Genomic DNA, 26823 nt, shown 5'->3' with positions numbered 1-26823 from the left:
CAATACATCCTAGGACGCCTAGGACAGGCCCAACAGCGCCTTCAGCGCGTCTTCGTCCAGCACCGTCACGCCCAGCTCCCGGGCCTTGGTGAGCTTGCTGCCGGCGTCTTCGCCGGCCACCAGGTAGGCGGTCTTCTTGGAGACCGACCCGCTGACCTTGCCGCCGGCCGCCTGGATGCGCATCGAGGCTTCTTCGCGGGTCCAATTGGGCAGCGTGCCGGTCAGGACAAAGGTCTTGCCCGCCAGGGTAGTGTCTTCGGGCACGGCCTCGGCCACCGGCTGCACACCCTGCGCCTTCAATTGGTCGATGACGTCGCGGTTATGCTGCTCGGCGAAAAAGCGGCGGATGGAGCCTGCCACGACGGGCCCCACGTCGGGCACGGACGACAGGGCATCTTCGTCCGCATCCATGATGGCCTCGATGCTGCCGAAATGGCGCGCCACGTCGCGGGCGGTCGTCTCGCCCACGTGTCTGATGCCCAGGGCAAACAACAGGCGCCCCAGCGCCGGAGCCCGCGCCTTGTCGATGGCCTCGACCAGGTTGTCGGCCGATTTCTGGCCCATGCGGTCCAGGCCCACCAGCTCAAGCGGGCGCAGGCTGAACAGGTCGGCCAGCGACTTGACCCGACCGCTGTCCACCAGTTGCTCGACCAGTTTCTCGCCCAGGCCTTCGATATCCAGCGCCTTGCGGCTGGCCGCGTGCCAGAGCGTCTGCTTGCGCTGGGCGGCGCAGAACAGGCCGCCGGTGCAACGGGCGATGGTTTCGTCTTCCAGGCGCTCGATCGCGGAACCGCAGACCGGGCATTGCTTGGGCATGACGAATTCGCGCGCATCATCGGGCCGCTTCTCGAGCACGGCGCCCACGACCTCGGGAATCACGTCGCCCGCGCGCCGCACGATGACCGTGTCGCCGATGCGCACGTCCTTGCGGCGGATTTCATCTTCGTTGTGCAGCGTGGCGTTGGTGACCGTCACGCCGCCCACGAACACCGGCTTGAGCCGGGCGACGGGGGTGATGGCGCCGGTGCGGCCCACCTGCACCTCGATGTCCAGCAGCGTGGTGGTGGCTTCTTCGGCGGGAAACTTGTGCGCCAGCGCGAAGCGCGGCGCGCGCGCCACGAAGCCCAGCAGTTTCTGGGCCGGCAGCGAATCCACCTTGTAGACCACGCCGTCGATGTCGTAGGGCAAGGCAGCGCGCAGCGCGCCGACCTTGGCGTAGAACGCCATCAGGCCTTCGGCGCCAGTGGCGCGCAGGTTGTGCTTGACGTTGACGGGCAGGCCCAGCGAGGCCAGCCAGTCCAGCATCGCGCCGTGGGACTTCTCGGGCAGCGGCGAGGCCTCGGCGGCGCCCGCCGGCGCCTCGTCGAACAGGCCACTCTGCCCGCCCGGCAGGCCCTGGACCTCGCCCCAGCCATAAGCGAAAAAGCGCAGCGGCCGCTTGGCGGTGATGCGCGGATCCAGCTGCCGCAGGCTGCCGGCGGCCGCGTTGCGCGGATTGACGAAGACCTTTTCGTCGCGCTTGGCCTGGGCCGCGTTGAGTTTTTCGAAGTCGGCGCGATTCATCAGGACTTCGCCGCGCACTTCCAGCACCCTGGGTGCGGGGCCGGTCAGTTGCAGCGGAATCGCCTTGATGGTGCGGATGTTGGACGTCACGTCTTCGCCCGTCTGGCCGTCGCCGCGGGTGGCGGCCTGCACCAGGCGGCCATCTTCGTAGCGCAGGCTGATCGCCAGGCCGTCGAGCTTGAGTTCACAGAAGTATTCGGCCTGCTGGGCCGGGCCCAGCAGGCCCGCGCCACGCAGCGTGTCGGTGACCCGGCGGTCGAATGCCACGACGTCTTCTTCGTCGAAGGCGTTGCCCAGCGACAGCATGGGCACCGCGTGGCGCACGCTGCCGAAGGCCGACACCGGTGCCGCCCCCACGCGCTGCGTGGGCGATTCGGGCGACACCAGCTCGGGGTGGGCGGCTTCCAGGTCCTGAAGCTCGCGCATCAGGCGGTCGTAGTCGGCATCCGAGATCGACGGGTCGTCGTAGACGTAATAGCGGACGTTGTGCTGCTCGATCTCCGCGCGCAGGCGAGCCGCGGTTTCCGCCGCAGGGGTCCCTCCGGCCTTGCTCATTACGCAAACACCCGTTGAGCGCGCTCGCTGCCCGCCGGCAAACCGGCTTGTTCGAGCTGACCGAACAGCACTTGCAGGCGTTCGTCGATGACCGTTTCAGAGCCGTCGGCCAGGGGCTTGCCCTGGTCGTCGACCAGATCGGCACGCAAACGGGTGGCCAATTCGCGGCCCACGTCGACCATGCGGCCGAAGGCACGGCTGTCCGCCGGGCTGCACGGCACGTCCAGCAGCAGGTACAGGCGTTCGATGCCGCCCATGCCGGCGTCGAAGGCAGCGCCATCGGCGCGCGCCAGCGTGAAGCGGGCCACGCCGTTCTCGGCAGGCCAGGCCAGGCGGTTGCCATCGGCCACGAAGCCGGCATCGCGCGCCACGTTCAGGACTTCAGCGGCCGGTTGGGCGGCACCCAGCAGCAGCGTCAGGCCGACCTGGGTGTCCAGCGCGGCGCAGGTGTCGTCCAGGCGAGCCGCTTGTTCCAGCACGGCCTGTTGGTCGGGGCCTTCGATGAGCGCATCGAAGCGTTCGGCCATGTCCTGGGCGCGGGCCCAGGCCTGCGACCATTCGATGGCGGTCAGGGGGCCGCTGCGGTTGGCCAGCAGCACGGCCAGCTGCATGGACGCATAGGATTCGCCGGCATGTACGCGCGCGCGGTGACGGCGCTGGTCGGTTTCGGCGAACACGCGCATAGGCTTGCGGCCCACGTGGCGCAGGCTTTGCATGTAGGGCAACAGGTCGGCGCCGCGCACGGGCTCGGCGAAGTTGATTTCGATGACCACTTCGCACGCGGGATCGGGCTCTTCGGCGTCGTCGGCATCGCTGCCCGGATCGACCGGCTTGGGTTGCTCGGGGTGTGCCTTGGGGGCATCGCCCATGCCCGGCTCGCGCCGCATGGCCGCGCCGCCCGCGGCGGTTGCGCCCGCGGCCGCATTTGCACCCGCCCCCAGCAGGGGATCCTGCTCGGAGGTGGGAAAATGGCTTTGCATCTTGCGGCGGACGCGGCGGTCTTGCCACCAATTGAAGCCCAGCACCAGCAGTATCAGCAAGACGCCCAGGGCAATCAGCCCGATCTGCAAATCACTCATGTGTAAATCCCGCGCCAGGAAGCCGGCGCCATTCTGAATATTGGTTTATGCCGCTTCGGAGGCCATCATCTGGACGGCCGAATCTATATCTACCGCAACGATACGCGAAACCCCCTGCTCTTGCATGGTGACGCCGATCAGCTGCTTGGCCATCTGCATCGCGATCTTGTTGTGCGAGATGAACAGGAACTGGGTCTGCTCGCTCATGTTGGCGACCAGGTTGGCGTAGCGTTCGGTGTTGGCGTCGTCCAGCGGCGCGTCCACCTCGTCCAGCAGGCAGAACGGCGCGGGGTTCAGCTTGAACAGCGCGAACACCAGCGCGGTCGCGGTCAGGGCCTTTTCGCCGCCGGACAACAGGTGGATGGTGCTGTTGCGCTTGCCCGGGGGCTGTGCCATCACCTGCACGCCGGCGTCGAGGATTTCTTCGCCGGTCATGGTCAGCTTGGCTTCGCCCCCGCCGAACAGCTTGGGGAAGAGCTCGCCAAAGTGGCCATTGACCACGTTGAAGGTCTCTTGCAGCAGTTCGCGGGTTTCGCGGTCGATCTTGCGGATGGCGTCTTCGAGGGTATCGATGGCGGTCATCAGGTCCTGGTGCTGCGCATCCAGGAAGCCCTTGCGCTCGCGCGAGGTGTTCAGTTCGTCCAGCGCGGCCAGGTTGACCGATCCCAGGGACTCGATCTGGCGTGAAATACGCGTGACTTCCGATTGCAGCCAGTTGGCACGGCGCCATTCGTCGGGCTGGTTGGCCAGGTCCTGGGCCAGGGCCTCGCGGTCGACTTCACGCGCGTTCAACTGCTCGGTGAATTGTTCTTCGGCCAGCCGGGCGGCCTGCTCCTGCAACTGCAGTTCGGTGATGCGGGCGCGGCGCGGCTCGAGGGTGCGCTCTTGCTGCATGCGGTCTTCGTCGGCGCCGCGCAAGAGGGCCGACAGGTTTTCCATTTCCTGGCGCGCGCGCGACAGCGCGTCTTCGCGCTCGGCGCGCAATTCCAGGGCGTCCTGCAAGCCGGCCTGCGACGCCGAGGCGTCCAGGTCGACCAGGTCGGCCTGCAGTTGTTCGAGTTCGACACTGGCGCGCTGGCTCTGGTCGGCCGCCAATTGCTGGTTGCGCTGCAGGTCGGTGATGCGGACCTGGATACTGCGCTCGGCGAATTCGGCTTCCTGGGCGGCGCGTTCCAGTTCGCGCAGACGCGTACGGGCGGCCTCGGCCTGGGCGGCCAGGGTTTCGCCGTCCATCTCTGCATCGGCGAACCTGGACTGATGTTCGGCCAGTTCCTCGTCCAGGGCCTCGAAACGGGCTTCGGCCTCTTCGCGGGTGGCGCGCAGGTCTTCTTCGTGGGCGGAGATTTCTTCCAGGTCCTGGCGCAGGCGCGAGGCGCGCTCGCCGGACTGCTCGGCCTGCTGTTGCAGGCGCGAGTGTTCAAGCTGGATGTCATGCACCCGGCGGGTCACTTCGGCCACGCGCTGGCGCGCCGGCGCGATGGCCTGGCTGACCTGCTGCCAGGCGACCTCGGCGCGGGCCACCGCGGCGCGAGCCTGGTCGGTGATCAGTTGCTGGGCCTTGATCTCGCGTTGCAGGTTTTCGATTTCCTGCTGACGGGCCAACAGGCCGGCCTGTTCGGAATCCGGGGCGTAGAAGCGCACGCTGTGCGCATCCACCAGGTGGCCGGCCTTGACCACGCAGGCCGAACCGGCCGGCAGCGTGGCGCGCATCGCCAGGGCCTGGGTCAGGTCGGTGGCGGTGTAGATGCCGCCCAGCCACTCGTTGAGCAGCGTACGCAGGTCAGGATCGGTGATGCGCAGCAGGCTGGCCAGCGACGTCATGCCGGCCGGCGCGGCCGGGGCGGGCGCCGCCGGCGGCAATTGATAGAAAGCCAGGCGGGCGGGCGGCGCATCGTCCGAGAACGCGCGGGCCCAGTCCAGGTTGCGCACTTCCAGCGAGGCCATGCGCTCGCGCAGCGCGGCTTCCAGGGCGGTTTCCCAGCCGGGCTCCACGTGCAGCTTCTGCCACAGGCGCGCCAGGCCGGCCAGCTCGTGCTTGGCCAGCCAGGGTTCCAGGGCGCCCTGCTTCTGGACGTCTTCCTGCAGCTTGACCAGCGCCGACAGGCGGGCCTCAAGGCGGGCCAGGTTCTGAGCGTCGGTCTGGGCGGCGGCCTGGGCGCGGCTGCGTTCGGCGTCGGCTTCGGGCACCCGGCCTTCCAGGGTAGCCAGTTCTTCCTGGGCTTCTTCAAGCTGGTCTTCGCCTGCCGCGCGGTCGCCAGCCAGTTGCTCCAGGCGAGCCGGGTCGGGGCTGTGCAATTCGCGCAGTTCCTGTTGCAGACGCTCGCGGCGCTGCTCCAGGGCCTGCATCTGGCGGTCGGCGTCGCGCTGGGTCTGCGCCACCAGGGCCAGGTTCTGTTCCACCCGGGCCAGGGCGGCGCGCATCTCGTCGCGGCCGGAGGCGGCTTCGCGCACCCGCTGCTCGACCGCCGGCAAGGCCGCCTGGGCGTCTTCGGCGGTGGCGCGGGCCTCTTCGGTACGAGCGGCGCCGGCGGCCAGGTCTTCTTCGGCCTGCGCGATCTGCTCGGTGCAATGCTCGCGCTGGGTGGTCCATTCGGCGATCTGCTGCTGCAACTGGTCGCGACGCGCCTGCAGGCGGTTGCGGGAATCCACCACGTGGCGGATCTCGGCCTCGAGGCGACTCACCTGGGCATTGGCTTCGTACAGCGCGCCCTGGGCCGTATGGACGGCATCGCTGGCGGCGTAGTGGGCCTGGCGGCGGGATTCCAGCGCGGCCTCACCGGCCCGCAGGCCGGCAATGGCGGCCTCGAGCTCGTTCTGGGCCTGCGCCATTTCCTGGGCTTTCCTGGCACGCTCTTCGCGGGCGCCGGTTTCCTTCAGGAACCACAGGGCATGCTGCTTCTTTTCGCCGTCGGCCTGCAACTCGCGGTAACGGGTGGCGACCTCGGCCTGGGCTTCCAGCTTTTCCAGCTGACTGTTCAGTTCGCGCAGGATGTCTTCGACGCGGGTCAGGTTCTCGCGCGTGTCGGACAGGCGGTTTTCGGTTTCGCGGCGGCGCTCTTTGTAGCGCGACACGCCCGCGGCCTCTTCCAGGAACACCCGCAATTCCTCGGGGCGCGCCTCGATCAGGCGGTTGATCATGCCCTGGCCGATGATCGCGTAGCCCCGCGCGCCCAGGCCGGTGCCCAGGAAAATGTCGTGGATGTCGCGGCGGCGGACCTGCTGGTTATTGACGAAATAGCTGCTGGCGCCGTCGCGGGTCAGGACGCGGCGCACGGCGATTTCGGCGTAGGTGCTCCATTGCCCGGCGGCGCGGCCCTCGCTGTTGTCGAACACCATTTCGACCGACGCCCGGGCCGCCGGCTTGCGGTTGCCCGAGCCGTTGAAAATGACGTCCTGCATGGACTCGCCGCGCAGCTCCGAGGCCTTGGCCTCGCCGAGCACCCAGCGCACCGCGTCAATGATGTTCGATTTGCCGCAGCCATTGGGACCCACCACGCCCACCAGCTGGCTGGGCACGGGAATCACGGTGGGATCGACGAAAGACTTGAAGCCGGCGAGTTTTAGCTGAGTGAGACGCACAGTACGATGACGACGGGGTGGGTTGAACGAAAGGCGTTAACGGACCTGCCGCACACATTGCAAACCGGCCCCAGGGGGGCCGGCTCACGTATGGGTCGTATGATACCGCAGGCAGTCTGTCCCCAAACGTGAACAACGGTCAAGCCGGGGGCTGCCCGCATCCTGCCCCCCCTCGGGCTGACCTGCCGCAACCCGCGGGCAAACGCTGAATAGCCCTACCCGCGCCACGGGCTATACTCGCTGACACTTTTTCGCAAGTCACATAAATTTTCACGCAGACTGACCGGGCTCAGGTCAAAGAACGGGGACATTCTTGAAACGAGGTTTCTATCTGGTCATGGCCGCGCAGGCCTTCTCATCATTGGCGGACAACGCGCTGTTCATCGCAGCCATCGCCTTGATACAGGAACTGCACGGCCCCGACTGGTTGGCGCCCTTGATGAAATGGTCCTTCGCGCTGGCCTACGTGGTGCTGGCGGCCTTTGTCGGCGCCCTGGCGGACTCGTTCCCCAAGGGCCGCGTCATGTTCTCGACCAACGCCCTGAAAGTCGCCGGCTGCCTGCTGATGTTCTCGTACGCCAGCGTCGGCGTCGCCCCTGAATACCAGACCTATCTCGTCTGCGCCGCCTATGCGGTCGTGGGCATCGGCGCCGCCGCCTACTCCCCCGCCAAATACGGCATCGTCACCGAGATGCTGCCCCCGACCATGCTGGTCAAGGGCAACAGCTGGATCGAAGGCCTGACTGTCTTCTCCATCATCCTGGGCACGGTGCTGGGCGGGCTGCTGATCTCCACCACGGTGTCCACCGCGCTGCTGAACCACTCGTTCATCGGCAAGCTGGTGCACACGCCGGCCGAGGCCGCCATCCTGGTCATCGCCTTCGTCTACCTGCTGGCAGCGCTGTGCAACCTGCTGATTCCGCGCACCCATGTGCGCTATCCGCCGCAGCAGAAGAACCCGGTCAAGCTCATCCGCACGTTCTGGGGTTATGTCTGCGTGCTGTGGCGCGACAAGCTGGGCCAGATCTCCCTCGCGGTCACCACGCTGTTCTGGGGCGCGGGCGCGACTTTGCAACTGATTGTCATCGAATGGGGCCGCAGCCACCTGGGCTACCAGCTCGACAAGGCGTCGATGCTGATGGGCGTGGCCGCCCTGGGCACGGTCGTCGGTTCCATCCTGGCGGGCCGCATTCCGCTGCGTCGCGCGCTGGCGGTGCTGCCCGTGGGCGCCGCGATGGGCCTGGTCGTGCTGCTGATGCCGCTGGTGTATTCGCCCTGGAGCGTCTACCTGCTGTTGCTGCTGACCGGTGGCCTGGCAGGGTTCTTCGTGGTGCCCATGAATGCCCTGCTGCAACATCGCGGCCACGTGCTGCTGTCCGCCGGCCACTCGATCGCCGTGCAGAACTTCAACGAGCAGCTCAACATCCTGCTGATGGTGGCGATGTACACCCTGCTGCTGTGGCTGCAACTGCCCATCAACGTCATCATCGTGATCTTCGGCACCGTGGTCGCCGTGCTGATGGTGGTGTTCATGCGCTGGAGCAAGCGCAACCTGGCCAACGACCCCGATCTGCACGACCAGATCGGCCAGGAAGGCCACGGCCACGCGCTGGACTCGACCAAGGGCCACTGACGCCCGCCCCCAACAAACAGAAAGGCCGGCGGTCCATCACGGATGCCGGCCTTTTTTTTGCCTGTGCCCCGGGCAACGTGGACCCGGTTCGGCCCTGCCCGCCTACACCCTGCCTACATACGGGCCGCCAGTTTCAAATCCTGCCAGGCGCGCGCCTTCTCGGCCGGACTGCGCAGCAGATAAGCCGGGTGGTAGCTCACGATCACCGGAATCTCGCGTCCTTCGTCCGTCTTCATCTGGTGGATGCGGCCACGCAGGCTGCCGATGGTGGCATCGGTGCCCAGCAGCGCCTGAGCGGCGAACCGCCCCAGCACCAGGATGCGCTCGGGCTTGAGCAGCGCGATCTGGCGCATCAGGTAAGGACTGCAGGCGGCAATTTCCTCGGGCTTGGGATTGCGGTTGCCCGGGGGCCGGCACTTGATGACGTTGGCGATGAACACGTCGCGCTCGCGGCTCATGCCCACCGCAGACAGCATGGCATCCAGCAATTGGCCGGAGCGGCCCACGAAGGGTTGGCCCTGGCGGTCTTCCTGTTCGCCCGGGGCCTCGCCCACCACCAGCCAGCGCGTGGGCTGGCCGCCGTGCCCGAACACCGCGTGGCGGCGCCCCTCGCACAGGCCGCAGGCCGTGCAGGCCACGACTTGTTCCCGCAGTTCGTCCAGGTTGGCGTGCTTGACGGCCTCGGCCACCGGGATGCGCACCGGCGCGGCGTCAGGCGCGGCATCGGCCTTGGCCGCGGGACGCGGCGGCGGCCCATTGCGCACGGCTGCAGCGGGACCGCCCGTGCGCGGTGACGACACAGGGGGCATACCCGCTGGGGGCATCCCCGCTTGGGGCGTACCCGCTTGGGGCGTACCCGCTCTGGGCATATCCGCCTGGGACGCCCCCCCTGCGGCAGGCGCACCGGGCGCGGCCAGGGACGGCACGACGATGGAAGCGGCGCCTTGCGCCCCCGCGCCGGGCGTCGGAGACGCCGCCGCGCCCACTTGCCCGGCCGGGGATGAATCTGTTTTTGAAACAAGGACTTGCGCCACCGGCGCAGCGGCCGGACGCAGCCACAGGCGCTCCATGCCCAGCTCGCGCAGCCACAGGCGCTGCAGCGGATTGACGCGAGGCGCGGACGAGGCCGGCGCGGCGGTCGGGGCCGTCATGCCGCCACTCCCTGGGGCGCGGCAAGCGCATCAAAGCGCTTCTGCATCACCAGGGCGTCTTCGCGCCCGCCCTTCTCGGCAGGGTAATAGCCCCGCCGCAGGCCGATCTGCAGATAACCGCGGGCCTGGTAGAACGCCAGGGCTGACACATTGGACGGCCGCACTTCCAGCAGCACGCCCTCCAGGCCGCGCTCGCGCGCCTGCTGCTCGCACCAGTCGAGCAGCACGCTGCCCAGCCCCTGGCGGTGCAGGCTGCGAGCCACGGCGATCACCAGCACGTGGGCCACGTCGGGCGCGAACATCACGATACAGAAACCCGCCACCCGCCCCTCGCGCCGCAGCGTCCAGGCGCCATAACCGGCCGCCAGCGCATCGACGAAATTGCCGCGGGTCCAGGGAAAGGACTGCACGTTGGCCTCGATCGCGACGACGTCGTCGAGATCGGCATCGGTCAGCGGTTGCGGGCATACGGGCGCCAGGGTCGAGGGTGCCTTCGGGTTGCCGCCCTCGCCGCGTTGGCGCTCGGCGGTGGTAAACGCCACCTTGTCGCGCACATACAGCGGCGCCGCCTGTTCCGGGGGCACGGCGTCGCCCCGCAGCCAGCCCTGGCGCGCCAGGCGCGCCACGCTGGCGGCTTCGGGCCGCAGGGCCTCGCTGGCGCGGCGCCAGGCATCGGGCGCGACCATGTCGGCGGCGTAGGCATCCCAGGCATCGCCCGCCAGCACCACGGCCAGGGGCCGCCCGGCGCTGCGCGACCAGCCAGGCAGATGATGCGCCGTCCAGGGCACGACTTCGGCGGCCGCGATCAGCAGCGGTGCCTGCAGGGTTTCCCAGGCCGGCTCGCCGCCCGCCGGGCCGGCCTGACGGTAAACCGCCAGATAGACTTCATTCATGCGAGCGTCCAGCGCCACCACGATGGCCTCGTCCGCCCCGCCGACGGCCTGGGTGGCCACCGCCTGGTGCGACACAATGGGCAACACCGGAATGCCCAGCCCCATGCCCATGCCCTGGGCCACGCCGCAGGCCACCCGCAAGCCGGTAAAGCCGCCCGGCCCCTGGCCGAACGCCACCGCGTGCAAGGCGCCAGGGGGCAATCCGGCCTGGGCCAACAACTCGTTCGCCATGGGCAAGAGGCGTTCCGCGTGCTCCTGGGACCCCTCATGCTCGCGGACGCTGACCTCCAGCCGGTCGCCGGACGCGCGCAAAAGGGCCACGCCGCAGCGCGACGAAGAAGTTTCCAGAGCCAGCAGGTTTAGTTCCATAGGAGCAGATTGTACGAAATACCGGGCCGTTCCCCCGTATGTAAGGGGGATTTCAACCATGGTTCGCAATGTGTAATATCTTGTGAACGCCCACTAGCCGCTGGTTCTTGTCACTGTTACATTTCCGGCCATGAATACGCAAAACACCACCCCCACCCGAAAAATCCTCGTCGTTGACGATGATCCGCGCTTGCGCGATTTGCTGCGTCGGTATTTGTCCGAGCAGGGATTCAACGTTTTCGTTGCCGAAGACGCCAAAGAGATGGGCAAACTCTGGCAACGCGAGCACTTCGACCTGCTCGTGCTGGATCTGATGCTGCCCGGCGAAGATGGTCTGTCCATTTGCCGCCGGCTGCGCGGTGGCCACGACAACACGCCCATCATCATGCTGACGGCCAAAGCGGAAGAAATCGACCGCATCGTCGGCCTGGAGATGGGCGCGGACGACTATCTGTCCAAACCGTTCAACCCCCGGGAACTGCTGGCTCGGATCAACGCGATCCTGCGCCGCCGCGGCACCGAGGAACATCCCGGCGCCCCCAGCCAGGAAAACGAATCCATCGCCTTCGGCCCCTACGTGCTGAACCTGTCCACCCGTACGCTCACGCGCAACGGCGAACAGGTGCCCATCACCACGGGTGAATTCTCGGTGCTCAAGGTCTTTGCGCGCCATCCGAAGATCCCCCTGTCCCGCGACAAGCTCATGGAACTGGCGCGCGGCCGCGAATACGAAGCCTTCGACCGCAGTCTCGACGTGCAGATCTCGCGCCTGCGCAAGCTGATCGAACCGAATCCGTCCAAGCCCGTATTCATCCAGACCGTCTGGGGTCTCGGATACGTGTTTGTGCCGGACGGTGGTAGCTGACCGACACGCCCGCCCCGGGCAGGAGCGCAGCCTCGTGCCCCGCTTGCGCAGAACCTTCAGGAACCTGACTTCACGTTTGCGGCTCGGCTTGTTCGGCCGCACGTTCCTGCTGCTGGCCGCGCTGATGCTGGTCAGCCTGGGGGCGTGGCTACAAGTCTTCTTCAGCATGGAGCTGGGACCGCGCGCCAATCAAATGGCGCAGCGGGTGATCACGGCCGTCAATATCACGCGCACCGCGCTGATCTATTCGCACAACGGCGAACGCAGCAAGCTCCTGCTCGACCTGGCCACCAACGAAGGCATCCAGGTCTATCCGCGCGAGGTCACCGACTTCGCCGAAGCCCTGCCCGACGACGACTACTGGCAACGCGTTGCCCAGCACATCCGTACCCGCTTCGGCCCCGAAACGCAGATCGCCTGGGGAGTGAACCAGGTACCTGGCTTCTGGGTCAGTTTCCAGATCGAAAAAGACCTGTACTGGCTGGTGTTCGAACGCGAACAGATCGGCCTGACCGGGGGCATCGAATGGCTGGGCTGGGGTGCCACGGCGCTGCTGCTGTCCCTGGTGGGCGCGGCGGTCAGCGTAGGCTTCGTCAACCGACCGCTGTCGCGCCTGGCGCGCGCGGCCCAGGTGCTGTCGCGCGGGGAAACACCTGCGCCCCTGCCCGAGCAGGGGCCGCTGGAAATCCGCGACCTCAACGCCTCGTTCAACCGCATGGCCAAAGACCTGCGGCAGGCCGAGGCCGACCGGGAACTGATGCTGGCGGGGATTTCACACGACCTGCGAACGCCGCTGGCACGCATGCGCCTGGAAATCGAGCTGAGCGGCGTGTCCGAAGACGCCCGCCAGGCCATCGACGAAGACCTTGGCCAGATCGACCACAGTATCGGCCAGCTGATGGAATATGCCCGCCCGGCGGGCACCCTGCCCCAGCTGGCGACCGACATCTCGGCGGTGCTGGCCGAGCTGTACGAGCGCGAGCGCAGCCATACCTCGTCGCTGGGCGGCGACCTGGAAGCTTCACTCGAACCCGGCCTGCGCGCCCGCATCACGGCACTGGACCTCAAGCGCATCGTCAGCAACCTGATCGAGAACGCGCGCCGCTACGGTCGTTCCAGCGACGGCCAGGCTCATCTGGTCATGACACTGCAAGCTGAGGGCGGCATGATCGTCATCGAGGTATCGGACCGCGGGCCCGGCATCGCCCCCCGAAGACGTCGACCGCCTGTTGCGGCCGTTCTCGCGCGGCGAGGCCGCCCGCACCGGCGTCAGCGGCGCGGGCCTGGGCCTGGCGATCGTCGAGCGCCTGCTCAAGCACGTGGGCGGCGCCCTGCGCATGCTGCCCCGCGAGGGCGGCGGCCTGGTCGCCCGGATAGAGTTGCCCAAAGCTAAATTTAGGAATTATCAATTAGACAACGATAATCCATAGCGTAGAATTTATGGTTTGAGGCACAGCCTTAATTCCACCAACAACGACTGGGAGTAAACATGAAAACTGTTGGCGACAAACTCGAGCCCTTCAAGGTTACCGGCGTCAAGCCCGGCTTCAACCAGCACGAAGAAAACGGCGTGTCCGCATTCGAAGACATCACCGAAAGCTCGTTCCCCGGCAAGTGGAAGGTGATCTACTTCTACCCGAAAGACTTCACGTTTGTTTGCCCGACCGAAATCGTCGGCTTCAACAAGCTGGCCAAGGATTTCGAAGACCGCGACGCCGTCCTGCTGGGTGGCTCGAGCGACAACGAATTCGTCAAGCTGGCCTGGCGCCGTGAGCACCCGGACCTGAACAAGCTGGGTCACTATCAGTTCGGCGACACCACCGGCGCCCTGATCGACCAGCTGGGCGTGCGTGAAAAGGGTGCTGGCGTTGCCCTGCGCGCCACCTTCATCGTTGACCCGGACAACACGATCCAGCACGTTTCGGTGAACAACCTGAACGTCGGCCGTAACCCGGAAGAAGTTCTGCGTCTGCTCGACGGCCTGCAAACCGACGAGCTGTGCCCGTGCAACCGTACGGTTGGCGGCGCCACGCTGTAATTTCCAGCCCGGCCGGGGACCTGCTTGCGGGTCCTTCGCTGGGCTTTAACTGCTCTAGATTATAGGTAAAAACTATGGAATTTCTTACGACCATTAAGGAACAGCTGCCGGATTGGGCCAAGGACATCCGCCTGAATCTGGACGCCGTGATCGCCCGCTCGACGCTGGCCCCGGAAGATGCCGTCGGCGCTGCCCTGTCGGCCGCCTACGCCGCCCGCAGCCCGGTGCTGGTCGAGGCCTTCAAGAGCGGCCTGTCCGAAACCGACGCCAACGCCGCACTGACCGCGTCCGCGCTCATGGGCATGAACAACACCTGGTACCCGTATGTGGAAATGACCGGCGATGCCCAGTTGAAGAGCCTGCCGGCCCAACTGCGCATGAACGCCTACGCCACCCATGGCGGCGTGGACAAAAAGCGCTTCGAGCTGTTTGCGCTGGTGGCCTCCATCATCGGCAAGTGCCACTTCTGCGTGGCTTCGCACTACGAGAACCTGAAGAAAGACGGCCTGTCGACGGAACAGCTGCGTGACGCCGGCCGCATCGCCTCCGTGGTCAACGCCGCCGCCCTGGCGCTGGCCGCTCAAGGCAAGTAATTCCGCATTGCGCCGCGACAAAAAAAAGCCCGCCTGTGCGAACAGGCGGGCTTTTTTGCCGGGCGGGCGATCGCCGGCCGTCATGCCAGCGGCGGCGCGGTGAGGGTCAGTTGCCCTGGGAGGCCTTGACCTGTACGGTCGGCAGGCCGTTGGCGACCCAGGCCTCGATGCCGCCGCGGTACCAGTAGACCGGCCAGCCCAGCGTGCCGGCGCGCAGCGCGGCGTTATAGGAAGAGCGGTCATTCATGCTGCCACCGATGAACACCAGCGGCACATTGTGTTCTTTCTCGGTGCCCGTCTTCTTGTGCAGCCAGCCGTCGAATGCGTTCTGCATCTGGTCGGTGACGCTGCCGTCCTGGCCCGCATCGATCAGCGGGTAGGCGTCCGGCACCGTTTCGCGCAGGCCGCTGGTATCGATCATCAAGAGATTCTTCTCGTTCTTGAGCAGATAGACCAGATCCTTGGTGGTGATCACCTTGGCGCGAGGATGGCTGGCGGGCGTCGGGCCTTTGTAGGGCGCCGAGAACAGCAGGGTGGTCGGCGGCACGCCGGTCTCCTGCAGTTCGTCGAAGCCGCCGGCCGGCGCGCGCGGCGGCTGGCCGCCCGACGGTTGCTGGCGCGGCTGCTGTTGCGGCTGCCCGGGCTGTTGTTGGGGGGCGCCCCCGCCTTGCTTGATCTCGCCCCCGACCGTGCCCATTTCGATGTCGGAAATCATCACCGCGATGTTCTCGATCAGCTCGTAGCACATCGTGATGGTGCCTTCGCGCGGGCTGTACCAGGCGTTGAGCTTGCCGCAGTCCTTGAAGGTCACGTTCACCGGTCGCGGCAGCACGTAGGTCTTGCCGAGCAGCTTGATGTTGTCGCCGATGGCCTGCGAGAGGTTGTTGGCGAACAGGTTGCCGATGCGGCGCGACGACGGTTCGAAGGTGACGTTCACCGGTGCGCCGGGCGCGTTTGCCGGCTGCTGCCCGTCCGGCGTCCAGGCGCCGACGCGGGTGTACGGCGCCAGGATCCGGCGCCAGGCGCGGTTCTGCTTGGTGAATTCATCGCCGCAGCGCGCCTTGGTGCGGTCTTCGAAGCCGACCTCCTGGACCAGCGACTCGAACACGGCCGGGTTGCCGCCGTACATGATGCACAGCATGTTGCGGAACCGCTTGAGATCGCCCGTGTGCTCGTCCTGCCAGGGCGAATTGCCCGCGCCCTTGGCTTCGGCCAGCTTGCCGTTGTAGTACCACTGCAGGGCCGCGTACTTGGCCGCGCCCTGCACCATGGCGTTGGTGTCCTTGTTATCGGACGGGTACATGGTCGGTTCGACCACGTGCAGCGCCGAGTAGATATCGACCGCGTCTTCTTCGGCGCCGGTCGACGGCAGTTCCAGTTCGCCGATCAGGGCATGGCCGAACTCGTGCAGGAAAATGCTGCGCATGATCCCGACATAGACCGCCACGATGCGGGTGGAGTCGCCGCCAAAGCGCGGATAGGGGCCGGTGCCCGGCAAGCCGCTGTTGTCGCTGGACGCGGGCGTGCGAGCCGGCGCCGTCTGCTGGCCCCCACCGCCCCCCCCGCCGCTGCGGGCCGGCAAACCGCCCGATTGCCCGTTGCCGCCACCGGACTGGGCGGGCGCCAGGTTGGAATTGACCGTGAAGTCGGCGATGCCGAACGTGCCGACGTCATACGCCATGATGCCGACCTCGGAACCGAGCGCGGCCGCGTCTTCGACGTCGCCGATCTTCTGGCCGTTCACGATGAATCGTGCGGCGCCCGGCACTTCCACCACCTTGATGCGGTCGGAACCATCGAGCTTGGCCAGGTTGGGCACCGATGCGATGTCGCGACGGTTCTGCCCATCCAGGCAGAACAGCTGCGTGTTCTTGTCGGCGGTAATTTCGATCAGGCACAGGCCCTTGCGCGCGCGGTTGGTCAGCGCGACGCCGATGGAGGCCTTGGGTTTCTGCGAATTCAGGACGACGTTCACGTCGATGATGCGGCCCGTTTCCGGTGCCGGCCCGAGATTCAGGTACAGCGTCTGTTCGCTGCCGCTGCTCTCTTTGTTGCGAAGGGTGAACCAGCCATCCTGGACCCCTGCGGTCCAACCTTGCAGCATTTGCTGCCGTACCGCGCCGGCCAGCGGGCCGAGTTGCTGCTCGAATTCAGCATGTGCTGGCGAACCAAATGCGACGAGGGCCAAAAACAGGGCAACGCCACGTACATGCATCCTAGTGTCCCTAATATTCAGGCGAGAATAGCGGAGAATATTCCAGTTCAAACCCGGTCGCAAGGCGAAAACAGGCTGTGTTTTCAGCCGTCGGGCTCAAACCGCGCGGGACTTGCGCCGAGCCGCAGGAAGGACGCCACTCGCGCCCATTTTTTCCGTTTGTTAATTAGTTATATACATGTATCTGCGTATATAAAAAAACAACGGTCAGGCGCGGGCCAGCAGCGCCACCACGGTCGCCGAGATGCCTTCTTTACGGCCCAGATAACCCAGGCCTTCGTTGGTCTTGGCCTTGATGTTGACCTCGGTCTCGGCCAGGCCGGTGTCCGCCGCGATGTGCCTGACCATGGCGGGCGCGTGCGGGCCGATCTTGGGCGCCTGCGCGTGCACGGTGGCGTCGATGTTGACGGGCACCCAGCCGGCGGCGCGCACGCGCGCCATGGCTTCGCGCAGCAGCACCCGGCTGTCCGCACCCTTGAAGGCGGGGTCGGTGTCCGGGAAGTGGCGGCCGATGTCGCCCAGGCCGGCGGCGCCCAGCAGCGCGTCGGTGATGGCATGCAGCAGCACATCCGCATCGGAATGGCCCAGCAGGCCGTGCGTATGGGGGATGGTCACGCCGCCGATGATCAGCGGGCGGCCCTCGACCAGCGCGTGTACGTCAAAACCTTGTCCGACGCGGAAGGGAATACTCATAGCCATTTTTCCATCAGTTCGAAATCGTCCGGCCAGGTCACTTTGAAATTGCGCATCGCGCCCGGCACCAGCAGGGGGGCATAGCCCGCGGCCTCCAGGGCCGAGGCCTCGTCGGTGACCGCGACACCGTTCACGGCAGCGGCCGTCAGCGCATCGCGCAGCGCGCCCGCACGGAACATCTGCGGGGTCTGCGCCAGCCACAGGCCGTTGCGGTCCAGCGTGCGCTCGACGCGTTCGTGGCCGCCCTTGACGGTGTCGGCCACCGGCAGCGCCAGCAGGCCGCCCACGGGATCTTGCAGGCAGGCGTCGATCAGGCGGGCCAGCGCGGCAGCGGGCAAGCCCGGCCGAGCCGCATCATGCACCAGTACCCAGGTGTCGTCGGCCACGCCGCTGTCGGCCAGGGCCCCGGCCACGGTATCGGCGCGGGTGGTGCCGCCGCAGGCCCGCCAGACGGTGCGCGGCAGGCCGGTCAGGGCCTGGTCGACCCAGCCGTCGCCCGGCGTCACGGCCACCCGCACCTGCGACACGCGGTCGTCGGCCAGCAGCGCCAGGACCGCATGGCGCAACATGGGCTGTCCGGCCAGCGGACGGTACTGTTTCGGCACGGCCTGGGCGCCGGGCCGGCTGGCGCGGGCGCCGACGCCCGCGGCGGGCACGATCGCAATGATTGAGTCAGACATGGTTCGGTGATTTTATAATCTTCCGCTTGATGCCTGCTCCCAGCCTGATGCCCGCCCCCACCTCCTCCGCCACGGCAGCGCCGCCCGTCCCTGCGACCGCCCCCACTCTTGCCGCGCTGAAAGCCGGCGCGCGCTACGCCCAGCCCCGTCCGCCGGGGTCCGGCGACGCCTGGCTGCTGGCCGACCTGGCCCGGCAGGCGGCCGCGCCCCTGGTCGTGCTGACGGCCGAGCCACTCGAAGCGCAGCGCCTGGCCGAGGAAATCGCCCTGTTCGCCCCCGGGCTGCGGGTACGCCAGCTGCCCGACTGGGAAACGCTGCCCTACGACGCGTTTTCGCCCCACCAGGATCTGATCTCCGAACGCCTGCACACGCTGCATTCGCTGATGACCAAGTCGGTGGACGTGCTGACGGTGCCGGTGACCACGGCGCTGTACCGCCTGGCCCCCCCCTCGTTCCTGGCGGCCTACACGTTTTCGTTCCGCCAGAAAGACAAGCTGAACGAAGCCGCGCTGCGGGCGCAACTGACGCTGGCCAACTACAACCACGTCACCCAGGTCACCGCGCCGGGGGAATTCTGCCTGCGCGGCGGCCTGATCGACCTGTTCCCGATGGGCTCGGCATTGCCCTACCGGCTGGACCTGTTCGACGACGAGATCGAGACCATCCGCAGCTTTGACGTGGACACCCAGCGCAGCCTGTACCCGGTGCGCGAGGTGCAACTGCTGCCCGGCCGCGAATTCCCCATGGACGAGGATTCGCGCAACCGCTTCCGTGCGCGTTTCCGCGAGGTCTTCGAAGGCGACCCGTCGCGCGCCCTGCCCTACAAAGACATCGGCAACGGCATTCCGTTTGCCGGGGTCGAGTACTACCTGCCGCTGTTCTTCGAAGAAACCGCCACGCTGTTCGACTACCTGACCGAAGGCACCATCACGGTCACGGTCGGCGACATCGACGACGCCATGATGCGGTTCAGCCAGGACACCGGCAGCCGCTACAACTTCCTCAAGAGCGACCGCGAGCGACCGGTGCTGCCGCCGTCGGCCCTGTTCCTGGACGAACAGGCGCTGTACGCCCACCTGAAGGCGTTCCGCCGCCTGTCGCTGGCCGCAGGCCAGCCGCACCCCGATTTCCGCGCCGCGCCCGACGTCAGCGTGGCGCGCCGGTCCGACGACCCGATCGCCAAGCTGCGCACGCTGGTGGGCAAGCATCAGGGCCGGGTGTTGCTGTGCGCCGATTCGGCCGGGCGGCGCGAGACGCTGGTGCAGATGCTGAACGAATTCGGCGTCACGCCGGACGCCCAGCCGGACACGGTCGAGGCCTTCCTGGCGTCAGATGCCCATTTCGGCATCGTGGCCGCGCCCTTGGCCACGGGCTTCGAGCTGCCGCAGGCAAACCTGGCCTTCCTGACCGAGAATGACCTGTATCCCGGGCTGGCCAGCACCGGCCGGCGCGGCAAGCGCGACCAGGAACGCGCCAGCAACGTCGAAGCCATGGTGCGCGACCTGTCCGAGCTGCGCGCCGGCGATCCTGTCGTGCATGCGCAGCACGGCATCGGCCGCTACCACGGCCTGGTCAACATGGACATGGGCGAAGGCGAGATGGAATTCCTGCATCTCGAGTACGCCAACGGCAGCACGCTGTACGTGCCGGTGTCGCAGCTGCACGTGATTGCCCGCTACAGCGGCGCCGATCCCGAAGCCGCGCCGCTGCACCAGCTGGGTTCGGGCCAATGGGACAAGGCACGCCGCAAGGCCGCCAAGCAGGTGCGCGACACCGCCGCCGAACTGCTCGCGCTGTACGCCCAACGCGCCGCGCGCGAGGGCTTTGCCTTCAACCTGCCGCTGAACGACTACCAGGCCTTTGCCGAAGGCTTCGGCTTCGAGGAAACCGCCGACCAGGCCGCCGCCATCGAGGCCGTCCTGGCCGACATGACCTCGGGCCGGCCGATGGACCGCCTGGTCTGCGGCGACGTCGGCTTCGGCAAGACCGAGGTCGCCCTGCGCGCCGCCTTCCTGGCCGTGGCCAACGGCAAGCAGGTCGCCCTGCTCTGCCCCACCACGCTCTTGGCTGAACAGCACGCGCAGACATTCTCAGACCGCTTCGCCGACTGGCCCGTGCGGGTGGTGGAACTGTCGCGCTTCCGGTCACCCAAGGAGGTGGCAGCCGCCGTCGAAGGCATCAACGACGGCCGAGTCGACATCGTCATCGGCACCCACAAGATCCTGTCCAAGGACGTGAAGTTCAAGCGCCTGGGCCTGGTCATCATCGACGAAGAGCACCGTTTCGGCGTGCGCCAGAAAGAAGCGCTGAAGGCGCTGCGCGCCGAGGTCGACGTGCTGACCCTGACGGCCACGCCAATTCCGCGCACGCTGGGCATGTCGCTGGAAGGCATCCGCGACTTTTCCGTCATCGCCACCGCGCCGCAAAAGCGCCTGGCCATCAAGACGTTCGTGCGGCGCGAAGACGGCAGCACGCTGCGCGAGGCGCTGCTGCGCGAACTCAAGCGCGGCGGCCAGTGCTACTTCCTGCACAACGAGGTCGAGACCATCCACAACCGCCGTGCCCGCCTGGAAGAACTGGTGCCCGAGGCCCGCATCGCGGTGGCCCACGGTCAGATGCCCGAGCGCGAACTGGAACAGGTGATGAAGGGCTTCTACCAGCAACGCTACAACGTGCTGCTGTGCACCACCATCATCGAGACCGGCATCGACGTGCCCAGCGCGAACACCATCGTGATCCACCGCGCCGATCGCTTCGGCCTGGCACAGTTGCACCAGTTGCGCGGCCGGGTCGGCCGTTCGCACCACCAGGCCTATGCGTACCTGCTGACACCGGGCGAAGACGCCATCACCAGCAACGCCAAGAAGCGGCTGGAGGCCATCCAGGCCATGGAAGAACTGGGTTCGGGCTTCTACCTGGCCATGCACGACCTGGAGATCCGCGGCACCGGCGAAGTGCTCGGCGACTCGCAGTCGGGCAACATCCAGGAAGTCGGCTTCTCGATGTACAACGAGATGCTCAACGAGGCCGTGCGCGCCCTGCGGGCCGGTGAAGAACCCGACCTGGACGCGCCCTTCAACCTGGCCTGCGAAGTCAACCTGCATGCGCCGGCGCTGCTGCCGTCCGATTATTGCGCCGACGTGCACGCACGCCTGGGCGTCTACAAGCGCCTGGCTCATGCCGCCGACGAAGACGACCTGATCCACATCCAGGAAGAGCTGATCGACCGCTTCGGCAAACTGCCTGAGGCCGCCCAGACCTTGCTCACCACGCACCGCCTGCGCCTGGCCGCGCAACCGCTGGGCATCGTCAAGATCGACGCCAGCGAGACCCAGGCGCTGCTGCAGTTCGGCCCCAAGACCAGCGTCGATCCTGCCAAAATCATCGAGCTGGTGCAGCGCCAACGCCACATCAAACTCGCCGGACAGGATAAATTGCGGGTTGAGATCAAGGCTGCGCAAATACCTGCCCGCGCCGACGCGGTGCGTGCCGTGCTGCGCGCCCTGAAGTAACCCGCCCCGACATTCGCATCTTTATGACTATCCATCACCTTGTCGTTCAATCCCCCGGCCTGACGGTCGAACACGCCGAGCAGATCGCCGCGCTGGCCCAGGCCCAGGGCGTGGCGCGCATCAGCGCCACCGCCGCCCGACTGCTGGACGTGCAATACGACGACGCCACGCGCGCCGAGGCAACGGGCTGGGCCGAACGTCACGGCATCGACGTCGCCTTCCTGCCGGCCGGCCTGAAGCTGTCGCACTGCAAGGTGCTGGCCATGGACATGGATTCGACGCTGATCAACATCGAGTGCATCGACGAGATCGCGGGCGTGGCCGGCGTGAAGGACAAGGTGTCCGAAATCACCGAAGCCGCAATGCGCGGCGAAATCAAGGACTTCTCCGAAAGCCTGCGCCGCCGCGTCGCGCTGCTCAAGGACGTGCCCGCCGAAGCCCTGGAACAGGTCTACACCGAAAAACTGCGCCTGAACCCTGGCGCCGAACGTCTCATCACCACCGCGCAGGCGGCAGGCATCAAGGTGCTGCTGGTGTCGGGCGGTTTCACCTTCTTCACCGACCGCCTGCGCGAGCGCCTGAAACTGGACAGCGCGCACGCGAACACGCTGGAAATCGACAACGGCGTGCTGACCGGCCGCGTGCTGGGCGACATCCTGGACGCCGATGCCAAGGCCGTCTATCTGCGCGAATTCGCCCGCGCGCATGGCGCCACCAAAGAGCAGATCATCGCCATGGGCGATGGCGCCAACGACCTGAAGATGCTGGGCGCCGCCGGCTTCCCCGTGGCCTATCACGCCAAGCCGCTGGTGCGCCAGCAGACGCGCTATGCGTTGAACGTGTCGGGCCTGGACGGCGTGCTGAACTGGTTCGAAAGCTGATCCCCGCCAAACGCGGGGCGAAAAAAAGCCACCTTCAGTGAAGGTGGCTTTTTGTTGGAGCGCCCGTTATCAGTAGCGGACCTTCAGGGACAGCAGCGCCGCCCGGCCCGTACCCAGAGCCGCATAGTGCGCGGCGTAGGCCTTGGTGTAGTAGGTTTCGTCAAACAGGTTCAGCACATTCAACTGCGCCGAGATGTGGTCGTTGAACTCGTACGCCGCCATCGCATCGAAGCGCCAGTAGGAAGGCACCCAACGCGCCTTGGGCGTACCGTCGGCATTCCTGGTGGCGTCGGAATTGCCGTACACCTTGTCGACGTAATACGCACCACCGCCCACGGTCAGCTTGGGCAGCACCTTGTAGGTGGTCCACAGGCTGAAGGCGTTGCGCGGCGTGTTGGGCAGGTCCTGGCCGACGGCGCCGCTGTTGTAGGCGCCCTTGGTCATTTCGCTGTTCATGAAGGTGTAGCCGCCGAACACATTCCACTTGGGCGTGATGCTGCCGGAGAAACCCAGCTCAATGCCGCGCACCTTGGCCTCGCCCACCTGCGCCACTTCGGTGGCCGATACCGCGACGCTGGTGTTCTTGCGGATGTCCTGGAACACCGCGCCGGACAGCGTCAGGCGGTCGTCGAACACCTGCCACTTGGTGCCCAGTTCAACCGAGCGGCTCTTTTCGGGTTCGAGCGACTGGTTGGTCACGGAAACCGCGTCCGAAATGGCGCTGCCTGCCAGGGCCGACGGCGTCGACGACGTGCCGTAGGTCGCGTAAATCGTGCCGTTGGGCAAGGGTTTGTAGGCCAGACCCAACTGGTAGTTGAACAGGTTGTCTTCGCGGCTGGTGCTGTAGAACGCTGGCGTGGTGGCCGGATCGCTGCGGCCCTTGGCGATGTTGCTGCCGCTGGTGCGGTAGTTGTCCCAGCGCAGGCCGACGCTGGCTTGCCATTGCTCGTTGAACTTGATGGTGTCAAAGCCGTACAGCGCCACGGTATCCGTGTTGTAGCGGGCCGGGTTGCCGTTGCGTGTCAGGGTGCCGGGGTAGGACGTGCCGGGGTCCGGATTCCACAGCGGCGCGCAAAGCGCCGGATTGGCGTAGATGGGCTTGTTCTTGGCGTCCGTACCGGTGACGCAACCGCTGGTGCCCGCGGGCACACCGGATTCGGTATAGCTGTCCTTGTCCTGCTTGACGTTGCTGTATTCAAAGCCCAGGTCGAAGGTGTGCTTGAGGCTGCCGGTCTCGAATTCGCCCGTCAGGTCGGTCTGGTTCGCGAACGTCTTGGTGACGTAGTAGCCCGACTTGAGGGCCCGATAGACCAGGCCGTTGGGCACGTTGCCCTTGCTGTCATCAGGGTTCGTCGCGGCAAAGTCGGTGGTGCCGCGGCCATAGCGCAGCACGTTGCGCAATTGCAGCTTGTCGGAAAAATCGTGCTGGAAGTCGACGGTGGCCACGTCATCGCGCGTTTTCATGAAGTCGCGATCTTTCAGGCCGTAGAAGGTCTTGCGGCTGACGCCCCGGGTCTCGGTCACCGGCTGGCCCGTCTTCGGGTCATACGGAATCGAGTAATCCGGCATGCTGTCGTCTTGGTAGTGGTAGTAGCTGAGCGTGATGCGGGTGGGTGTGCCCACGCCCAGCATCAACGACGGCGCCACGCCCCAGCGTTCGAAATTGACCGCGTCATCGCGCCCCGGCACGTCGCCCTTGTTGCCCATGACGTTCAGGCGGAACGCCGCCTTGTCGGCCAGGCGCCAATTGCTGTCGATGGTCGCGCGGTAGTTGCTGTCGGTGCCGATCTGGGCGGTGGCTTCCGTGAAGTCCGTTGCCTTGGGCGCCTTGCTCACCATGTTGATGCTGCCGCCCGCACCGCCGCGTCCGGAATAGACCGAATCAGGCCCCTTGATGACCTCGACCTGCTCCAGGTTGAAGGTGTCGCGCACCTGGGTGCTGGCGTCGCGCACCCCATCCAGGAAGATACTGCCCGCCGAATTCTGCCCCCGGATGATGGGCAGGTCGCCGCCGGGCCGGCCACCTTCGCCTGCACCGAAGGTGATGCCCGGCGAATTGCGCAGCACATCCTGCAACGTGCTCGCGGCCTGGTCCTGGATGACCTGCTTGGGCACGACCTGTACTGTCCGGGGCGTATCCAGCAGCGGCGCCGTCATTTTCGGCGACTGCGCCGTGGAGGTTTGATAGGACGAGCCCTCGCCCTCGACCCGCACCGGCGAAAGCTGCGTCACGCCGGCATCAGCGGATTGCGCCGACGCGCAGGAGCCGACGAACAGGGCCGGCACCGCGATCGCGGCGGCCAGGGACGAGGTAAGCGTATTCATCGAATACGAGTCTTGGGGCTTCAAATCAGCTTCTCCTGAACATGAATGACAACGATTCTTGTTTTTTTACAGGTTGCGATTCTGAGGGGTCCTGCTGAAAGATTCCTGAAAGCCCGCCGAAATAGGACTAAAAGATGAAAAAACAACACGCGCTGAGGAAATTTCCTCAGTAAACAGCACCTCATGACGCGGGTTTTCCCGAGTCAGACTCAGGGCAAAACGAGCGATACGACAGCAAGAATGCGTGCGCCCCGTAGAACAGCGCCTGACGCATCGGCTACCCCCCTCCCCACCCAGGGTGCCGCCACAATGAAAAACGCCCCTGGCGGGGCGTTCTGGCACTTCCTGGGCCTATCCGTGAGCGTATGCTCAGGTCCGCAGACGCGGATGGCGCTTGAACAGGTAGCGGTACACGAATCCGGGATAGGCCAGTACCAGATACAGGCTCAGGGTGATGGCGTAGAACTCCCAGGTCTGGGCAAAACGATTGCCCAGCACGGACTCGAAGGTAAAACCCAGGGCGCCTACGATCAGGTAGAACACCAGCACTTCAACGAGGCGCATCCAGAACGGCTTGACGGCTTCGGCGCCCCCCTGCTTCCAGGGCAGCACGGCGAACACGCGCTCGGTCAGGAAAGGCAGGTTCGCGCTGACGAGCGCCAGCGCGATCAGGAGCCATACCGCCAAGGTCTGGTTCATGGCCCGGTCTGCTTACAGGCTGAGCGAGCCGCGGATGGCCTGCACGCACAGGGCCATCAGGCCACCCGGCAACAGGCCCAGCACCAGGATCAACAGGCCGTTGACCGACAGCACGCCGCGCTGGCCGCAGGTGGCCGCCATCGGGGCGGCATCGGCCGCAGGTTCGTCGAAGTACACGACCTTGACCACGCGCAGGTAGTAGAACGCGCCGATCAGCGAGAACATCACCGCAACCACGGCCAGCGTGACGTGACCGGCGCTGATCAGGGCCTGCAGCACGGCCAGCTTGGCGTAGAAGCCCACCAGCGGCGGAATGCCGGCCAGCGAGAACATCAGCAGCAGCACGATGGCGGCGTGCCACGGGCTGCGACGGTTCAGGCCCTTCAGGTCGTCGATGTGCTCGCACTCGAAACCCTGGCGCGACAGCAGCAGCACGATGCCGAAGCTGGCCAGCGTGGTCAGCACGTAGGTCAGCATGTAGAACAGCGACGCGCCGTAGGCGGACGAGGCCAGTTCCGGCTTGCCCACCACCGAGCCCGACATCAGGCCCAAGAGCACGAAGCCCATGTGCGAGATGGTCGAGTAGGCCAGCATGCGCTTGAAATTGGTCTGTGCGATAGCGGTCAGGTTGCCGATGGCCAGCGACAGCACGGCCAGGATCATCAGCATCGGCTGCCAGTCGGCGGCCAGGCCATGCAGGCCGTCCACGAGCAGGCGCAGCGTGATGGCGAAGGCCGCCAGCTTGGGCGCGCCGCCCAGGATCAGGGTGACCGCGGTGGGCGACCCCTGGTAGACGTCCGGCACCCACATGTGGAACGGCACGGCGCCCAGCTTGAATGCCAGGCCCGACACCAGGAACACGATGCCGAACACCAGGGCCAGCTTCTCGGCCTTGCCGGCGGCGATGACCTTCGAGACTTCAGCCAGGTCCAGGTGACCCGTGGCGCCGTAGACCATCGACATGCCATACAGCAGGAAGCCCGAGGCCAGCGCACCCAGCACGAAGTACTTCATGGCGGCTTCGGTGGCCACGACGTTGTCGCGGCGCAGGGCGATCAGCGCGTACAGCGCCAGGGACATCAGTTCCAGGCCCAGGTAGATCGAGATCAGGTTGCCCGACGAGATCATGACCATCTGGCCAAGCAGCGCGAACAGCGTCAGGACGTAGAGCTCGCCGCCACGCATCATGTCGCGCAGTTGGGCGTAGACACGGCCGTAGACCAGCGTGACCGCCACCGCGATGTACGAGGCGATCTTGAGCAGGTGCGACAGTTCGTCGGTGACGTACAGGCCGTTGAAGGTCGAACCCGCAACGCCGTTCTTCCACTGCAGCGCCGACACCACGGTCAGCACGCCCAGTGCAAGCATGGTCAGCAGGAACGTCGGCTTGCGCTCGGGGTGATTGCTGACCGCGTCGACGAGCAGGATAGCCAGGCCGAAAACCAGCAGGAGGATTTCCGGTGTCGCCAGGGCGAAATCGATTTGGGATTGCATCATTGT

17 protein-coding genes and 1 pseudogene are annotated in these 26823 nt (G+C 66.4%); 7 read left to right on the top strand and 11 right to left on the bottom strand.

The window, feature by feature from the left end; genetic code table 11:
* Window positions 1-18: 18 nt before the first annotated feature.
* The 3 genes from ligA to smc are packed head-to-tail and all read right to left on the bottom strand — an operon-like array spanning window position 19 to window position 6776.
* Complete coding sequence (ligA, locus tag AC6LJ2_RS14830; RefSeq protein ID WP_498151624.1) at window positions 19-2118, bottom strand: NAD-dependent DNA ligase LigA; 2100 nt, start codon at window positions 2116-2118, stop codon at window positions 19-21.
* Window positions 2118-3197: a cell division protein ZipA C-terminal FtsZ-binding domain-containing protein gene (locus tag AC6LJ2_RS14825; RefSeq protein ID WP_263910441.1), complete on the bottom strand. Its 1080-nt coding sequence runs from the start codon at window positions 3195-3197 to the stop codon at window positions 2118-2120. Before AC6LJ2_RS14825 ends, ligA begins: the two co-directional genes overlap by 1 nt.
* A gap of 45 nt (window positions 3198-3242) precedes the next feature.
* Window positions 3243-6776 (bottom strand): chromosome segregation protein SMC, encoded by a 3534-nt coding sequence (smc, locus tag AC6LJ2_RS14820; protein WP_445658400.1) that lies wholly within the window; start codon window positions 6774-6776, stop codon window positions 3243-3245.
* 313 nt (window positions 6777-7089) lie between these two features.
* Here smc and lplT point away from each other — a divergent pair, with 313 nt between their 5' ends.
* A complete protein-coding gene (gene lplT / locus AC6LJ2_RS14815) occupies window positions 7090-8409 on the top strand; it encodes a lysophospholipid transporter LplT (RefSeq protein WP_445658399.1) in 1320 nt (439 codons plus the stop codon).
* A 113-nt stretch (window positions 8410-8522) separates the two neighbouring features.
* On the opposite strand, the gene AC6LJ2_RS14810 is transcribed toward lplT, so the two are convergent.
* Both AC6LJ2_RS14810 and tsaB read right to left on the bottom strand, forming a co-directional pair.
* The gene (locus AC6LJ2_RS14810; protein ID WP_498151623.1) at window positions 8523-9560 is read right to left on the bottom strand and encodes a uracil-DNA glycosylase; all 1038 of its coding nucleotides are present in this window, start codon (window positions 9558-9560) and stop codon (window positions 8523-8525) included.
* Window positions 9557-10822 (bottom strand): tRNA (adenosine(37)-N6)-threonylcarbamoyltransferase complex dimerization subunit type 1 TsaB, encoded by a 1266-nt coding sequence (gene tsaB / locus AC6LJ2_RS14805; protein WP_498151622.1) that lies wholly within the window; start codon window positions 10820-10822, stop codon window positions 9557-9559. Before tsaB ends, AC6LJ2_RS14810 begins: the two co-directional genes overlap by 4 nt.
* A gap of 130 nt (window positions 10823-10952) precedes the next feature.
* On the opposite strand from tsaB, the gene risA reads away from it, so the two are divergent.
* The 4 genes and pseudogenes from risA to AC6LJ2_RS14785 all read left to right on the top strand — a co-directional run bounded on the left by risA (window position 10953) and on the right by AC6LJ2_RS14785 (window position 14318).
* Window positions 10953-11687 carry a response regulator transcription factor RisA gene (gene risA / locus AC6LJ2_RS14800; RefSeq protein WP_003813882.1) on the top strand — a complete coding sequence of 245 codons (735 nt, stop codon included), beginning with the start codon at window positions 10953-10955 and terminating at the stop codon, window positions 11685-11687.
* 124 nt (window positions 11688-11811) lie between these two features.
* Window positions 11812-13117 (top strand): annotated as a pseudogene (risS, locus tag AC6LJ2_RS14795) (sensor histidine kinase RisS).
* Window positions 13118-13176: 59 nt separating this feature from the next.
* On the top strand, window positions 13177-13725 hold the full coding sequence (locus tag AC6LJ2_RS14790; RefSeq protein WP_006389231.1) for a peroxiredoxin: 549 nt from the start codon (window positions 13177-13179) through the stop codon (window positions 13723-13725).
* Between the two features lie 74 nt (window positions 13726-13799).
* Window positions 13800-14318 carry a carboxymuconolactone decarboxylase family protein gene (locus tag AC6LJ2_RS14785; protein WP_199167074.1) on the top strand — a complete coding sequence of 173 codons (519 nt, stop codon included), beginning with the start codon at window positions 13800-13802 and terminating at the stop codon, window positions 14316-14318.
* A 106-nt stretch (window positions 14319-14424) separates the two neighbouring features.
* Here AC6LJ2_RS14785 and AC6LJ2_RS14780 read toward each other — a convergent pair whose 3' ends face one another.
* From AC6LJ2_RS14780 to ispD, 3 genes are all read right to left on the bottom strand, one after another.
* The gene (locus AC6LJ2_RS14780) at window positions 14425-16422 is read right to left on the bottom strand and encodes a DUF4344 domain-containing metallopeptidase (protein ID WP_263910431.1); all 1998 of its coding nucleotides are present in this window, start codon (window positions 16420-16422) and stop codon (window positions 14425-14427) included.
* Between the two features lie 318 nt (window positions 16423-16740).
* The gene (gene ispF / locus AC6LJ2_RS14775) at window positions 16741-17226 is read right to left on the bottom strand and encodes a 2-C-methyl-D-erythritol 2,4-cyclodiphosphate synthase (RefSeq protein ID WP_263910429.1); all 486 of its coding nucleotides are present in this window, start codon (window positions 17224-17226) and stop codon (window positions 16741-16743) included.
* Window positions 17223-17906 (bottom strand): 2-C-methyl-D-erythritol 4-phosphate cytidylyltransferase, encoded by a 684-nt coding sequence (gene ispD, locus AC6LJ2_RS14770; RefSeq protein ID WP_263910428.1) that lies wholly within the window; start codon window positions 17904-17906, stop codon window positions 17223-17225. Before ispD ends, ispF begins: the two co-directional genes overlap by 4 nt.
* 29 nt (window positions 17907-17935) lie before the next feature.
* On the opposite strand from ispD, the gene mfd reads away from it, so the two are divergent.
* A complete protein-coding gene (gene mfd, locus AC6LJ2_RS14765; protein WP_445658395.1) occupies window positions 17936-21418 on the top strand; it encodes a transcription-repair coupling factor in 3483 nt (1160 codons plus the stop codon).
* A 23-nt stretch (window positions 21419-21441) separates the two neighbouring features.
* Window positions 21442-22299 (top strand): phosphoserine phosphatase SerB, encoded by an 858-nt coding sequence (gene serB, locus AC6LJ2_RS14760; RefSeq protein ID WP_263910427.1) that lies wholly within the window; start codon window positions 21442-21444, stop codon window positions 22297-22299.
* Between the two features lie 69 nt (window positions 22300-22368).
* Here the strand turns inward: serB and AC6LJ2_RS14755 are convergent, their stop codons facing one another.
* The 3 genes from AC6LJ2_RS14755 to nuoN all read right to left on the bottom strand — a co-directional run bounded on the left by AC6LJ2_RS14755 (window position 22369) and on the right by nuoN (window position 26820).
* On the bottom strand, window positions 22369-24624 hold the full coding sequence (locus AC6LJ2_RS14755) for a TonB-dependent siderophore receptor (RefSeq protein ID WP_263910777.1): 2256 nt from the start codon (window positions 24622-24624) through the stop codon (window positions 22369-22371).
* Window positions 24625-24993: 369 nt separating this feature from the next.
* Window positions 24994-25323, bottom strand: coding sequence for a DUF2818 family protein (locus tag AC6LJ2_RS14750; protein ID WP_024068076.1), 330 nt, complete (start codon window positions 25321-25323; stop codon window positions 24994-24996).
* A gap of 12 nt (window positions 25324-25335) precedes the next feature.
* Window positions 25336-26820 (bottom strand): NADH-quinone oxidoreductase subunit NuoN, encoded by a 1485-nt coding sequence (nuoN, locus tag AC6LJ2_RS14745; RefSeq protein ID WP_498151621.1) that lies wholly within the window; start codon window positions 26818-26820, stop codon window positions 25336-25338.
* Window positions 26821-26823 lie beyond the last annotated feature (3 nt).

Source organism: Achromobacter sp. 1014246743, assembly GCF_059760725.1.
Note: the sequence above shows the minus strand (reverse complement) of the source record. Positions and strands in the feature narration are given on the sequence as shown.